The organism is Nostoc sp. UIC 10630 (genome assembly GCF_010747425.1).
GTDB lineage: Bacteria > Cyanobacteriota > Cyanobacteriia > Cyanobacteriales > Nostocaceae > Nostoc.
Map to the genome: position 1 here is coordinate 20,391 of NZ_JAAGOG010000017.1, position 13,326 is coordinate 33,716.

The following is a 13,326-nucleotide window of genomic DNA, read 5'->3' on the forward strand; positions in this document are numbered from 1 at the left end:
CTTATGCCTCTTCCCAAGATTTCAGAAGCTAGAGAATTAAGTGACGAAAAGCTCTCTGATGAAATTGTCGCGATCAAAAGACAACTATTTCAGTTGCGCTTACAAAAAGCGACAAGACAATTAGAAAAGCCTCACCAGTTCAGACAGGCTCGACATCGCCTAGCCCAATTGCTGACATTAGAAACAGAACGTAAACGGGCAGCAAGTCAATCGGCTAAAGAAGAAAAGTAGGAGATTATGGCAGTTAAAGAACGAGTTGGCTTGGTAGTGAGCGATAAAATGCAAAAAACTGTGGTAGTTGCCATAGAAAACCGCGCTCCTCACCCCAAGTACGGCAAGATTGTGGTTAACACCCAACGATATAAAGTTCACGACGAAGAAAATAAGTGTAAAGTAGGCGATCGCGTTCGCATTCAGGAAACTAGACCCCTGAGCAAAACCAAGCGCTGGAAAATCACAGAAGTCCTGAACATCAAACCTGCTTAAACCTTATCGTTGTTAGAAACTAACAACATCACAAGGGAGAATAATTGTGATTCAACCCCAGACTTACCTGAATGTCGCAGATAATAGCGGTGCCCGTAAACTAATGTGCATCCGCATCTTAGGCGGAGGCAACCGTCGTTATGGCTTTATCGGTGATAAAATTATCGCCGTTGTCAAAGATGCTACACCTAACATGGCTGTAAAAAAGTCTGATGTTGTGGAAGCAGTAATTGTCCGCACTCGTAAAGCTGTATCTCGTGACAGTGGTATGAGTATTCGCTTTGATGATAATGCTGCTGTAATTATCAACAAAGACGGTAATCCTAGAGGCACACGGGTTTTTGGCCCAGTTGCACGGGAACTGCGCGATAAAAACTTTACCAAAATTGTTTCTCTGGCTCCGGAGGTGCTTTAATGGCAACCAAACAGGGTACGCCCAAAGTATTCCACAAAATGCACGTCAAAACTGGTGACACCGTACAAGTGATTGCTGGTAAAGACAAAGGAAAAATTGGTGAAATTATCCAGGCACTTCCCCAACTGAGTAAAGTCATCGTCAAAGGTGTCAACATTAAAACCAAGCACGTCAAACCCCAGCAAGAAGGGGAATCAGGGCGGATTGTCACCCAGGAATTCCCAATTCATAGCTCTAACGTGATGCTTTATTCCACTAAGCAGAACGTTGCCAGTCGTGTTTGTTATACCTTTACCTCAGAAGGCAAGAAAGTCAGAAAACTTAAAAAAACTGGCGAGATTCTGGATAAATAGTCATTAGTCATTGGTCATTAGTCATTAGTTATAAAGACAAATAACAAAAGACAAAAGACAAATAACAAAGGACAATAAAAGTTCCCTGACCAAGCCCAGGGATATCAGGACAAAAAACTATGGCGACAACAAGACTCAAAAGCTTATATCAAGAGACAATCGTCCCCAAACTGATTAATCAGTTTCAATATACCAACGTTCATCAAGTACCGAAGTTGGTAAAAGTTACTATTAACCGAGGTTTGGGTGAAGCAGCTCAAAATGCAAAGTCGCTGGAAGCATCCATCAACGAAATTGCGCTTGTCACTGGTCAAAAACCAGTGGTGACGCGGGCGAAAAAGGCGATCGCTGGCTTTAAGATCCGTCAAGGGATGCCTGTGGGGATCATGGTGACACTCAGAGCCGAACGGATGTATGCCTTTTTCGACCGGCTGGTTAGCCTATCACTGCCCAGAATTCGAGATTTTCGCGGCGTTAGCCCTAAAAGCTTTGACGGACGGGGTAACTATACTCTGGGTGTGAGAGAACAGCTAATTTTTCCAGAAGTCGAATACGACAGCGTTGATCAAGTGCGTGGGATGGATATTTCCATCATCACCACAGCAAAAAACGACGAAGAGGGCCGCGCCTTACTTAAAGAATTAGGAATGCCCTTTCGCGATCAGTAAGTTCATCTATAGAGGGAACGATGGCGGCTAACGACACAATTGCAGATATGCTGACGCGCATCCGCAATGCCAACCTGGCGCGGCATCAAACTACACAAGTGCCAGCTACAAAAATGACCCGCAGCATTGCCAAAGTGCTACGGGAGGAAGGCTTTATTGCTGAAATCGAAGAAGCAGAAGAAGGGGTAAAACACAACCTAGTGATTTCCCTGAAATACAAAGGTAAGAATCGTCAGCCTCTAATCACCGCCTTAAAGCGAGTGAGTAAGCCAGGCTTGCGTGTTTACTCCAATAGAAAAGAATTACCAAGAGTACTAGGCGGCATTGGCATTGCCATTATTTCTACATCCAGTGGAATTATGACTGACCGCGAAGCGCGTCGTCAGAACTTGGGTGGCGAAGTGCTTTGTTACGTTTGGTAGTCATTGGTCATTAGTCATTTGTCATTAGTCATTGGTCATTGGTCATTAGTCATTTGTTATTAGTGAAAGACAAAGGACAAAGGACAAAGGACAAATAACAAAAGGCAAAAGGCAAAGGGCAAATAACAAAGGACAAAAAGTAATGTCTCGTATTGGTAAACGTCCAATTACTATTCCCGCCAAAGTTCAAGTGGCGATCGATGGTACGAATATTGTGGTGAAAGGCCCGAAAGGAGAACTTTCTCGCACTCTCAGAGATAATGTCTCACTCTCTCAAGAGGGAGAAATATTACATGTAAATCGTCGGGATGAAACTCGGACATCGAAGCAACTGCACGGCTTGAGCCGAACTTTAGTTGCCAACATGGTTGAGGGAGTTTCCCAAGGTTTTCAACGCCGTTTGGAAATCCAAGGCGTTGGTTACAGGGCACAACTTCAAGGGCGTAACCTAGTTTTAAACATGGGTTACAGTCATCAAGTGCAAATTGAACCACCAGATGGGATTCAGTTTGCAGTCGAAGGTACCACTAACGTGATTGTCAGCGGCTACGACAAAGAAATCGTAGGCAACACAGCCGCAAAAATTCGCGCCGTTCGTCCACCAGAACCTTACAAAGGTAAAGGCATTCGCTATGCCGGTGAAGTGGTAAGACGTAAGGCTGGTAAGACTGGTAAGGGTGGTAAGAAGTAGAAATGAAACTTACTCGTAGAGAATCAAAAAACCGTCGTCATCGACGCGTTCGTGGCAAAGTTGTTGGCTCCCCAGAACGTCCGCGCTTAGCGGTATTCCGTTCTAATGAGCATATTTATGCCCAGGTAATTGATGATAGTCAGCATCAAACCATAGTGGCAGCATCGACTTTAGAACCAGAGTTGAAATCTAGTTTAGCGTCAGGCGCAAACCGCGACGCATCGGTGCAAGTTGGTAAATTGATCGCAGTGCGATCGCTAGAAAAAGGCATCACCAAAGTAGTCTTTGATCGCGGTGGTAACTTATATCATGGTCGTGTCAAAGCCCTAGCTGATGCAGCACGCGAAGCTGGTTTAGATTTCTAAAGTCATTGGTCATTAGTCATTAGTTATTGGACAAATGACAAAAGACGAATGACAAATGACAACTGACAAATGACGTTCACCAGAGCATAAATTATGGCAACAGAGCGTAAAAGTAGAACAAAGCGTGCCAAAAAAGAAGAAACTACTTGGCAAGAGCGGGTTATCCAGATCCGCCGCGTGAGCAAGGTCGTCAAAGGCGGTAAAAAGCTCAGTTTCCGAGCGATCGTTGTCGTCGGTAACGAACGCGGTCAAGTTGGTGTCGGAGTAGGCAAAGCCTCAGATGTAATCGGCGCAGTCAAAAAAGGCGTAGCCGACGGCAAAAAACATCTCATTGATATCCCCATCACCAAATCTAACTCCATCCCCCATCCCATTGATGGTGTAGGTGGCGGTGCAAAAGTGATTATGCGTCCAGCCGCACCTGGTACTGGGGTAATTGCTGGTGGTGCTGTGCGGACTGTGTTGGAATTGGCAGGAGTTCGTAACGTCTTAGCCAAGCAACTTGGTTCAAACAATCCGCTCAATAATGCTAGAGCAGCAGTCAATGCATTATCTACATTGCGGACTCTTTCTGAAGTCGCCGAAGATCGCGGTATTCCTATTCAAAATCTCTACATCTAACTAGTCATTTGTCCTTAGTCAGTAGTCCTTTGTGCTGAACAAATGACAACCTAGATAATGGCAAATGACAAATGAGAAACGAAAAATGACAACTTGGTAACTTATGAGACTCCATGATGTTAAGCCGCAAAAAGGCTCAAAGAAACGCAAGAAGCGTGTAGCCAGAGGTATTTCTGCTGGTCAAGGTGCCAGTGCTGGTCTAGGTATGCGGGGTCAAAAGTCTCGTTCTGGTAGCGGTACTCGACCCGGTTTTGAAGGTGGTCAACAGCCATTGTACCGCCGCTTACCGAAACTGAAGGGCTTTCCGATTGTTAATCAAAAGATTTACACTACGATTAATGTAGAGAAGCTAGCCTCCCTTCCCGCTAATACGGAAGTAACTTTAGCCTCCTTGAAAGCAGCAGGTATCCTGACTGCTGTCAAAGGGCCATTGAAAATTTTGGGTAACGGCGAATTGAGCACTCCGCTCAAGGTACAAGCGGCAGCTTTCACAGGTACAGCTCGTAGCAAAATTGAGGCAGCTGGTGGGAGTTGTGAAGTCTTATGAGTGAGCCGGAACAGCGCACTTAAATGTAAGCCAACTCGCTGTCAGCGCCTGGTTCACTATAAAGGTAGCACTCTATGATCAGTCGAGATAAAGCCCCAACGGCTCAAGAAACTTTTATGCAGATGGCACAAGCAGCCGGGCTTAGAGGTAGGCTGCTTGTAACTGTCGGTGTTTTAATTTTGGTTCGCCTGGGTATCTTCTTACCCGTACCAGGAATTGATAGACCTAGATTTGCCGAAGCTATATCGGGCAATAATTCCATATTCGGTTTATTGGATATATTCTCCGGGCGAGGACTTTCGACTTTGGGCGTTTTTGCTCTAGGGATTTTACCCTTTATTAATGCGTCCATTATCATCCAATTGCTCACCGCGGCGATTCCATCTTTAGAAAATTTACAGAAAAATGAAGGCGAAGCGGGTCGGCGGAAAATATCGCAAATTACCCGCTATGTCACTGTATGTTGGGCGATTCTTCAAAGCACAGCTTTTTCAGCATTATTCCTCCAGCAATTTGCCTTAAATCCAGGGCCAATCTTTGTAGCTGAAACTGCGATCGCTCTGACTGCTGGTTCTATGTTCGTCATGTGGGCATCAGAACTGATTACAGAGCGGGGAATTGGGAATGGAGCATCATTGTTGATTTTTGTCAACATTGTCGCCTCATTACCAAAAGCTTTAGGCGATACTATCGATTTGGTGCAAGTCGGCGGTCGGGAAACAGTTGGTCGCGTCATCGTACTAATCTTAGTTTTCTTAGCAACCATTGTTGGTATCGTGGTTGTCCAAGAAGGAATGCGCCGCATCCCGATTATTTCGGCTCGTCGCCAAGTAGGTCGTAGAGTTTTGGCAGAGCAACGGAGCTTTTTACCCTTGCGGCTAAATCAAGGTGGCGTAATGCCAATTATCTTTGCCGCAGCTATCCTCAGTTTGCCATTGCTAATTGCAAATTTCGCCAAGAATGCTGAGTTGGCAAATATAATAAACACTTATTTGAGTCCAAGTGGTTCTGGCTCTTGGGTCTATGCCTTGGTTTACATGATTTCCATTATTTTCTTCAGCTACTTCTATTCTTCGTTGATTCTCAACCCGGTAGATGTAGCGCAGAATTTGAAGAAAATGGGTTCTAGTATTCCCGGCATTCGTCCCGGTAAAGCGACTAGTGAGTATATCGAGCGCGTTTCAAACCGACTCACCTTTTTGGGTGCTATCTTTTTGGGCTTGGTTGCTATTATTCCAACCGGTGTCGAAAGTGCTTTAGGAGTACCCACATTTAAGGGGCTAGGTGCTACCTCTCTGTTAATTCTAGTGGGTGTGGCGATTGATACGGCAAGACAAATCCAGACATACGTAATCTCTCAGCGCTATGAAGGAATGGTGAAACAATAGTGACGCGACTAATCTTCTTGGGGCCACCTGGAGCTGGTAAGGGAACACAAGCTCAATCATTGGCGGAACACTTGAATATTCCCCATATTTCTACTGGGGAAATATTAAGACAAGCTATGAAAGAGCAAACTCATTTGGGAATCAAAGCTCAAAACTATGTAAATAGCGGCGAGTTAGTCCCCGACCAGCTAGTGCAGGACTTGGTACAGGAGCGCCTCAACCAACCAGATGCAGAAAATGGTTGGATTCTTGATGGTTTTCCCCGTAAAGTGACGCAAGCAGCTTTTCTAGAAGAATTGCTGGAAACAATACATCAGAGTGGCGAAAGGGTAGTTAATCTAGATGCACCAGATGATGTTGTGGTAGAACGTTTGCTAGCTAGAGGGCGAAAAGATGATACCGAAGAGGTGATTCGTCGTCGGTTAGAAGTGTACCGCGCTGAAACTGCACCTTTAATTGATTATTATCGCGATCGCCAAAAACTTTTAACAGTCAATGGCAATCAGTCCCAAGAAGAAGTCACTATTGAACTGCAAAAGGTAATCGCTTGAGGATCAGGGAGTAGGGGAGGAGCTACAGTAATTCTTCCCCCAATTCCCAATGTCCCATGCCCTCCCAAGAAACAGATCAATTTTAGCTAAGATATATTAATAAACTGTTGATATATTTCTTAAAATGTGTTCTCTTGCAGATGAAGTGCTGCAACTGAACACGAAATTGTTGAGTTGAGGAAAAAACAAATTGTCTAAGCAAGATTTGATTGAAATGGAAGGCACGGTTACAGAGTCCTTGCCCAATGCGATGTTTCGCGTTGACTTGGACAATGGATTTAACGTGCTAGCTCACATTTCCGGCAAGATTCGCCGCAACTATATCAAGATTTTGCCCGGCGATCGCGTCAAGGTAGAGTTAACTCCTTACGACTTGACCAAAGGCAGAATTACCTATCGCTTGCGTAAGAAGTAACTATATGTAGATGTAGAGAATTTTACCATAAAATCCTCCTTTTGACTGTTTGCTAGTCAAATTAGTGGATTGTTTTCCCTAAAAATGCTATAATTTAATATTTGGAGTCAAAAAATAAAAGGCATGAAAGTTAGAGCCTCAGTCAAGAAAATCTGTGAAAAATGTAGCGTGATCAAGCGTCGTGGTCGCGTCATGGTGATCTGCGTGAACCCCAAGCACAAGCAACGTCAAGGATAACGCTCTTACAAACAGAGTGAGTTGTAACACGCATATCATCATTAACAACGAAAAAACGCGATTAATCACGTTTTTCCAACCAACAGTAATTGCGAAAACAATAGGGAGAGTTCATTGTGGCACGGATTGCCGGAGTAGACCTTCCACGCGATAAGCGCGTTGAAATCGGTCTAACTTATATCTACGGAATTGGTTTATCACGCGCTCAAGAAATTATAGCGGCTACTGGTGTGAATCCAGACACCCGCGTTAAGGACTTAAGTGATGCCGATGTGACAGCCCTGCGAGGCGAAATAGAAAGCAACTATCAAGTTGAAGGCGACTTGCGGCGTTTGGAGTCTTTGAACATCAAGCGCTTAGTTGACATTGGTACTTACAGAGGTCGTCGTCATCGCATGGGCTTACCAGTCAGAGGGCAAAGAACTCGCACCAATGCCAGAACCCGTCGAGGCAGAAGGCAGACAGTGGCTGGGAAGAAGAAGGCTCCAGGGAAATAAATTTGCAACGCTTGCTAATCAGAGCAAGTTTTACCTTAAATCAACTAAACAAGTATGGCGAGACAACCAACTAAAAAATCCGGGAGCAAGAAGCAGAAACGGAACGTACCCAGCGGGATGGCCTACATCCAGTCTACTTTCAACAATAGCATTGTCACCATTACCGATCAAAATGGAGATGTCATCTCCTGGGCCAGCGCTGGTTCTAGCGGTTTTAAGGGAGCAAAAAAGGGAACTCCCTTTGCAGCGCAAACTGCTGCTGAAAGTGCAGCCCGTAGAGCTATAGATCAAGGAATGCGCCAAATTGAGGTAATGGTAAGTGGGCCAGGAGCAGGTAGAGAAACCGCTATCCGCGCACTTCAAGGAGCAGGACTGGAAATTACACTCATTCGGGATATTACCCCCATTCCTCACAATGGCTGCCGTCCACCCAAGCGCCGTCGAGTTTAAATACCAAGACTTGGGCATTGAGGACGAGAAGCTACAACCAAAGAAAGTAAATTTACTTACAATGACCGCTTGGGCGGATAACGTGCAAACTGTCATTGGGTGAAAACTTGGGTCACCAAAAGCGAATCAGATTTTCCTGTAGGGAAAGCTGTTAAACTTCGGAAACCCAAAATATTATTAGCGCCTGAAAGCTCAATAGGAGCGTCAAACTATACCGTAATTTCATACTAATAGTTTGATAGACCTATAACCTACAGGACATAAAGTCAATTCGGGAGGCAATTGATTTGTCTGCTAGCAGCACCTTAGAAAAAGGGAGGCTCATCCGTGGCGCAGTTTCAGATTGAATGTGTAGAGTCGAATACTGAAGAAAGTCGGAACCATTACAGTAAATTTGTTCTGGAACCTCTAGAACGCGGTCAAGGAACAACGGTTGGCAACGCACTACGGCGGGTTTTACTGTCTAACCTAGAAGGTACAGCAGTTACAGCAGTGCGGATTGCAGGCGTTTCACATGAATTCGCCACAGTTCCGGGCGTGCGGGAAGATGTGCTGGAAATCCTCATGAGAATGAAGGAAGTTATCCTGAAGAACTATTCTTCGCAGCCCCAGATTGGTAGATTACTTGTTAGCGGCCCAGCAACAATCACTGCGGCACATTTTGATTTGCCCAGTGAAGTAGAAGTCATCGATCAGACTCAGTATGTAGCCACCATCGCTGAAGGTGGAAAGCTGGAAATGGAATTTCGGATCGAGAAAGGCAAAGGCTATCGCACAGTAGAGCGAGGACGTGAGGAAGCCACATCGTTGGATTTTCTTCAAATCGACTCGATATTTATGCCGGTGCGAAAAGTCAACTACAGTGTTGAAGAATCTCGTGGGGAAGGCTTGATTCCAAAAGACCGACTACTGTTGGAAGTTTGGACAAATGGCAGTATTTCTCCTCAAGAAGCACTATCTTCGGCCGCTGCAATCTTGGTAGATTTATTCAACCCGTTGAAAGACATCTCCCTAGAACCAACAGACACAGGTTCGGATATTCCAGACGATCCAACTGCCCAGATACCTATCGAAGAGTTGCAACTTTCTGTGCGGGCATATAACTGTCTCAAACGGGCACAAGTTAACTCTGTGGCAGATTTGTTGGATTATACCCAAGAAGACCTCTTAGAAATTAAGAACTTTGGGCAGAAGTCAGCAGAAGAAGTCGTGGAAGCTTTGCAGCGACGCTTGGGCATCACCCTGCCAATGGAAAGAGGCTCTAAACACCCTTAAGAAAAACCTTCATAATTCATAGTGCATAATTATGCGTCACCGTTGTCGCGTCAAAAAACTCAGTAAACCAGCCGATCAACGCCGTGCTTTACTGCGATCGCTCGCCACCGAGCTGATCCGTCATGGTAAGATCACCACCACTTTAATTAGAGCGAAAGTTCTCAGAAGTGAAGTGGAAAAAATGATTACCCTAGCCAAAAATGGCTCCTTGTCAGCACGTCGAGAAGCCCTTGGCTATATATTCGACAAACAACTGGTTCACGCTCTATTTGAGCAAGCTCCTACTCGATACGGCGATCGCCAGGGCGGTTATACCCGCATCCTGCATACCGTACCGCGTCGGGGCGATAATGCAAAAATGGCAATAATTGAATTGGTTTAAGTCATTAGTCATTGGTCATTAGTCATTAGTCATTGGTCATTAGTGAATACAAAGGACAACTGACAAAGGACAAATGACAAAGGACAAAGGACAAAATCTGTATGTTAGAAAGCCACCAGCCTACACAAACTCATCGAGTAGCCTTGGTAATCCAATACCTGGGCACTCATTTTCATGGCTGGCAACGGCAAAAAAAACAGCGGACAGTCCAAGAAGAGATCGAAATTGCGATCGCTACTATTCTTGGGTATCATGTAACACTACATGGTGCTGGGCGAACCGATTCTGGAGTTCATGCTGCTGCTCAAGTAGCCCATTTTGAAGCAACAGGTTTAATTCCGCCTCACAAGTGGGCAACAATCCTCAACAGCTACCTGCCGCCAGATATATTAATCAGGGCTTCAGCTAGTGTAGATAACCGTTGGCACGCTCGCTTTAGTGCAGCCTATCGACGATATCGCTACACAATATACACTGAAGATCGGCTTAACTTGTTTGTAAGAGCCTTCAGTTGGCATTATTATTATGCACCCCTGGATGAATCCTTAATCCAAGCTGCCTTGAAACCTCTCTTGGGAAAGCATCACTTAGCTGCTTTTCACCGTGCAGGCTCAAAGCGATCGCATTCCTGGGTAGAGGTGCAAGCAGCAGAGTGTCGTCGCAGTGGGCCATTTATCCATATTGAAATACAGGCAGATGGATTTTTGTATGGCATGGTACGGCTGTTGGTAGGGATGTTGGTACAGGTAGGTTCTGGACAACGGACACTTTCTAGCTTCACCGAACTCTGGAAAGAACAACGCCGGGAAGAAGTGAAACACGCCGCCCCGCCTCAAGGCTTGTGCTTGTTGCGAGTCGGCTATCCCGATTTTCCCTTTCCAAAAGAGATTTGGTACGACACCTTGCCAAAGCTCGTCACTAGTCAAGAGTCATTAGTCATTGGTCAGTAGAGACGCGATTAATCGCGTCTGTACAATGGTCATTAGTGAATAACAAAGGACAACTGACAAAGGACAAAAGACAATTGACTAATGACAAACTAAAAATGACAAAGGACAAATGACAAATGACAACAGTTAAAACATACCTTCCTTCTCAAGCAACCCTTGAGCGTGAGTGGTACATAGTAGATGCCACCGATAAACGTCTCGGTCGCCTCGCCAGCGAAATCGCCCAGGTATTGAGAGGCAAAAAGAAGCCCGAATATACACCCCATCTAGATACAGGTGACTTCGTAATCGTCATCAATGCCGAGAAAGTAGCAGTCACGGGCAAAAAGCGCACTCAAAAGCTTTACCGCCGCCATTCTGGTCGTCCCGGTGGGATGAAAACGGAAACTTTCGCTAAACTGCAAGACCGCATACCAGAGCGGATTTTAGAACAAGCTGTTAAAGGTATGCTACCTAAAAATAGTTTGGGTAAGCAGTTGTTCACCAAGCTGAAAGTCTACGCTGGCCCTACACATCCCCACGATGCTCAAAAACCTAAAGAACTAAAAGTTAGTACAATTCCTGGAGAAGAAAATTAATGGTAGTAGCAGATGCCAATAGCGGTCGCGCCGTATACTGGGGCACTGGCCGTCGTAAGAACGCAGTAGCACGGGTACGCTTAGTTCCAGGTACTGGTCAACTGACTGTGAACGGTAAAGATGGAAACTTGTATTTCCAATTTAACCCCAACTACCTGGGAGTCATTAAAGCGCCCCTGGAAACTCTGGGACTAGAAAACGAATATGACATTTTGGTAAAAGCAGAAGGCGGCGGCTTGACCGGACAAGCTGATTCTGTTCGTTTGGGAGTTGCTCGTGCTTTGTGCCAACTCGACCCAGACAACCGCCCACCTTTGAAAACTGAAGGTTACTTGACTCGCGATCCGAGAGCAAAAGAGCGGAAGAAATATGGTTTACATAAAGCTCGGAAAGCACCTCAATACTCTAAGCGTTAGGGAATTGGGTATGGAGCATTGGGCATGGGGCATATCCCCACTCCCCACTCCCTAGCTGCAATTGAACGCTGAAAGTTATAATTTATATAGATTCATCACAAAAAGAACAATGGCTAAAGCTGATATTCACCCCAAGTGGTATCCAGATGCTAAAGTTTACTGCAACGGTCAAGTTGTTATGACCATTGGCTCTACCAAGCCAGAATTGCATGTAGATGTTTGGTCTGGAAATCACCCATTTTACACCGGCACTCAGAAGATTATTGACACTGAGGGTCGAGTAGAGCGCTTCCTCCGCAAGTACGGCATGAGCAGCACTCAAACATCTGGCGACGAACAAGACAAAAAGTAGCGAGTTGGCTCTGCTGTTAACGACGGCCCTGCATCAGCTGGGTCGATTTTCATTTATATGCTCGAGCCAATTTGTTATTTTTTTAAGGAGCGATCGCACTCGTCATGGCTGAATCATACTTACTGGACAAACTAAAATCCGTTGAACAAACTTTTAATGAATTAACACGTCGTCTTGGCGACCCCGATACCGCTAGCAATCCTGATGAATATCAAGAAATTGCTAAGTCTCGTTCTTCTTTGGAAGAGGTAGTTAATACTTATGAAATTTGGAAAACAGCCCAAGAAGACTTAATCGGAGCGCGTCAGGTTTACAAAGAATCTGCAAGTGACCCAGAGTTGCAAGAAATGGCATCACTGGAAGTAAAAGAACTTGAAGAAAAAATAGAACATTTAGAGTCTCGCTTGAAAGTCTTACTGCTACCACGCGACCCCAATGATGAAAAGAATATCATGTTGGAAATTCGCGCTGGTACTGGTGGCGATGAAGCGAGTATTTGGGCTGGCGATTTGATGCAGATGTACACTCGCTATGCTCAGACTCAAGGTTGGAAAGTTTCTCTAGTGAGCGAATCTCGTGGAGAAATGGGTGGCTGGAAAGAAGTCATTCTCGAAATTAAAGGTAATGATGTTTACAGCCAGCTAAAGTTTGAAGCTGGAGTGCATCGTGTGCAGCGCGTGCCGGCAACTGAATCTGGGGGACGGGTTCATACTTCCACAGCTACCGTAGCGATTATGCCAGAAGTCGATGATGTGGAAATTCACATTGACCCAAAAGATATTGAAATGACTACAGCTCGTTCTGGTGGTGCTGGTGGGCAAAACGTCAACAAGGTGGAAACAGCCGTTGACTTGATGCACAAACCGACGGGAATACGCATTTTCTGTACAGAAGAACGCAGCCAGTTGCAAAACAAAGAACGGGCGATGCAAATTCTGCGGGCGAAGTTGTATGACATCAAGTTAAGCGAACAACAAGCAGCTGTAACTTCCATGCGGCGATCGCAGGTTGGTACTGGATCGCGATCGGAAAAAATTCGCACCTATAATTATAAAGATAACCGCGCTACCGATCATCGGTTAGGTCAGAATTATTCCCTTACCCCTGTTTTGGATGGTGATTTAGAGACACTTATCCAATCTTGTATATCTCTAGACCAGCAAGAACGTCTCGCGGAGTTAGCGACTTCTGCCGCTAACTAATTTTTGCTGTTAAATATCCTGTAAAACCACTTGTTGTACTGTTGCTTTTAACACAGCCAGGTGGT

General features: G+C 45.2%; 23 protein-coding genes. All 23 read left to right on the forward strand.

Annotated features, from left to right (window positions below; all coding sequences use genetic code 11):
* Positions 1 to 3 precede the first annotated feature (3 nt).
* Positions 4 to 231: a 50S ribosomal protein L29 gene (rpmC, locus tag G1O98_RS06950; RefSeq protein WP_012410717.1), complete on the forward strand. Its 228-nt coding sequence runs from the start codon at positions 4 to 6 to the stop codon at positions 229 to 231.
* A 6-nt stretch (positions 232 to 237) separates the two neighbouring features.
* Entirely contained in the window at positions 238 to 486 is a 249-nt protein-coding gene (rpsQ, locus tag G1O98_RS06955) for a 30S ribosomal protein S17 (protein ID WP_012410716.1), read from the forward strand.
* A gap of 46 nt (positions 487 to 532) precedes the next feature.
* The gene (gene rplN / locus G1O98_RS06960) at positions 533 to 901 is read left to right on the forward strand and encodes a 50S ribosomal protein L14 (RefSeq protein ID WP_069070772.1); all 369 of its coding nucleotides are present in this window, start codon (positions 533 to 535) and stop codon (positions 899 to 901) included.
* Entirely contained in the window at positions 901 to 1,254 is a 354-nt protein-coding gene (rplX, locus tag G1O98_RS06965) for a 50S ribosomal protein L24 (RefSeq protein WP_114081986.1), read from the forward strand. Before rplN ends, rplX begins: the two co-directional genes overlap by 1 nt.
* Positions 1,255 to 1,373: 119 nt before the next feature.
* A complete protein-coding gene (gene rplE, locus G1O98_RS06970; RefSeq protein ID WP_012410713.1) occupies positions 1,374 to 1,922 on the forward strand; it encodes a 50S ribosomal protein L5 in 549 nt (182 codons plus the stop codon).
* Positions 1,923 to 1,942: 20 nt separating this feature from the next.
* Positions 1,943 to 2,344, forward strand: coding sequence for a 30S ribosomal protein S8 (rpsH, locus tag G1O98_RS06975; RefSeq protein ID WP_012410712.1), 402 nt, complete (start codon positions 1,943 to 1,945; stop codon positions 2,342 to 2,344).
* Between the two features lie 142 nt (positions 2,345 to 2,486).
* Positions 2,487 to 3,035 (forward strand): 50S ribosomal protein L6, encoded by a 549-nt coding sequence (rplF, locus tag G1O98_RS06980; RefSeq protein ID WP_163927942.1) that lies wholly within the window; start codon positions 2,487 to 2,489, stop codon positions 3,033 to 3,035.
* 2 nt (positions 3,036 to 3,037) lie between these two features.
* Positions 3,038 to 3,400 carry a 50S ribosomal protein L18 gene (gene rplR / locus G1O98_RS06985; protein WP_012410710.1) on the forward strand — a complete coding sequence of 121 codons (363 nt, stop codon included), beginning with the start codon at positions 3,038 to 3,040 and terminating at the stop codon, positions 3,398 to 3,400.
* A gap of 93 nt (positions 3,401 to 3,493) precedes the next feature.
* Positions 3,494 to 4,021, forward strand: a complete 528-nt coding sequence (rpsE, locus tag G1O98_RS06990) for a 30S ribosomal protein S5 (RefSeq protein ID WP_012410709.1) — start codon at positions 3,494 to 3,496, stop codon at positions 4,019 to 4,021.
* Between the two features lie 103 nt (positions 4,022 to 4,124).
* The gene (rplO, locus tag G1O98_RS06995; protein WP_012410708.1) at positions 4,125 to 4,568 is read left to right on the forward strand and encodes a 50S ribosomal protein L15; all 444 of its coding nucleotides are present in this window, start codon (positions 4,125 to 4,127) and stop codon (positions 4,566 to 4,568) included.
* Between the two features lie 74 nt (positions 4,569 to 4,642).
* Entirely contained in the window at positions 4,643 to 5,956 is a 1,314-nt protein-coding gene (secY, locus tag G1O98_RS07000) for a preprotein translocase subunit SecY (protein WP_114081988.1), read from the forward strand.
* Entirely contained in the window at positions 5,956 to 6,507 is a 552-nt protein-coding gene (locus G1O98_RS07005; RefSeq protein WP_163927944.1) for an adenylate kinase, read from the forward strand. The genes secY and G1O98_RS07005 overlap by 1 nt, the downstream gene beginning before the upstream one ends.
* Before the next feature lie 190 nt (positions 6,508 to 6,697).
* Complete coding sequence (infA, locus tag G1O98_RS07010) at positions 6,698 to 6,922, forward strand: translation initiation factor IF-1 (protein ID WP_006276978.1); 225 nt, start codon at positions 6,698 to 6,700, stop codon at positions 6,920 to 6,922.
* Positions 6,923 to 7,045: 123 nt separating this feature from the next.
* A complete protein-coding gene (rpmJ, locus tag G1O98_RS07015; RefSeq protein ID WP_012410705.1) occupies positions 7,046 to 7,159 on the forward strand; it encodes a 50S ribosomal protein L36 in 114 nt (37 codons plus the stop codon).
* Positions 7,160 to 7,275: 116 nt separating this feature from the next.
* A complete protein-coding gene (rpsM, locus tag G1O98_RS07020) occupies positions 7,276 to 7,656 on the forward strand; it encodes a 30S ribosomal protein S13 (protein ID WP_012410704.1) in 381 nt (126 codons plus the stop codon).
* A 54-nt stretch (positions 7,657 to 7,710) separates the two neighbouring features.
* On the forward strand, positions 7,711 to 8,106 hold the full coding sequence (gene rpsK, locus G1O98_RS07025; protein ID WP_012410703.1) for a 30S ribosomal protein S11: 396 nt from the start codon (positions 7,711 to 7,713) through the stop codon (positions 8,104 to 8,106).
* 327 nt (positions 8,107 to 8,433) lie between these two features.
* Entirely contained in the window at positions 8,434 to 9,381 is a 948-nt protein-coding gene (locus G1O98_RS07030; protein ID WP_094349104.1) for a DNA-directed RNA polymerase subunit alpha, read from the forward strand.
* Positions 9,382 to 9,412: 31 nt separating this feature from the next.
* Positions 9,413 to 9,763, forward strand: coding sequence for a 50S ribosomal protein L17 (rplQ, locus tag G1O98_RS07035; protein ID WP_118167591.1), 351 nt, complete (start codon positions 9,413 to 9,415; stop codon positions 9,761 to 9,763).
* A 101-nt stretch (positions 9,764 to 9,864) separates the two neighbouring features.
* Positions 9,865 to 10,713: a tRNA pseudouridine(38-40) synthase TruA gene (gene truA / locus G1O98_RS07040; RefSeq protein ID WP_163927945.1), complete on the forward strand. Its 849-nt coding sequence runs from the start codon at positions 9,865 to 9,867 to the stop codon at positions 10,711 to 10,713.
* Between the two features lie 116 nt (positions 10,714 to 10,829).
* Positions 10,830 to 11,291, forward strand: coding sequence for a 50S ribosomal protein L13 (rplM, locus tag G1O98_RS07045; protein ID WP_012410699.1), 462 nt, complete (start codon positions 10,830 to 10,832; stop codon positions 11,289 to 11,291).
* Complete coding sequence (gene rpsI / locus G1O98_RS07050; RefSeq protein ID WP_012410698.1) at positions 11,291 to 11,707, forward strand: 30S ribosomal protein S9; 417 nt, start codon at positions 11,291 to 11,293, stop codon at positions 11,705 to 11,707. The genes rplM and rpsI overlap by 1 nt, the downstream gene beginning before the upstream one ends.
* A gap of 109 nt (positions 11,708 to 11,816) precedes the next feature.
* On the forward strand, positions 11,817 to 12,059 hold the full coding sequence (gene rpmE, locus G1O98_RS07055; RefSeq protein WP_069070756.1) for a 50S ribosomal protein L31: 243 nt from the start codon (positions 11,817 to 11,819) through the stop codon (positions 12,057 to 12,059).
* Positions 12,060 to 12,163: 104 nt separating this feature from the next.
* Entirely contained in the window at positions 12,164 to 13,261 is a 1,098-nt protein-coding gene (gene prfA / locus G1O98_RS07060) for a peptide chain release factor 1 (protein WP_163927947.1), read from the forward strand.
* Positions 13,262 to 13,326: the final 65 nt, after the last annotated feature.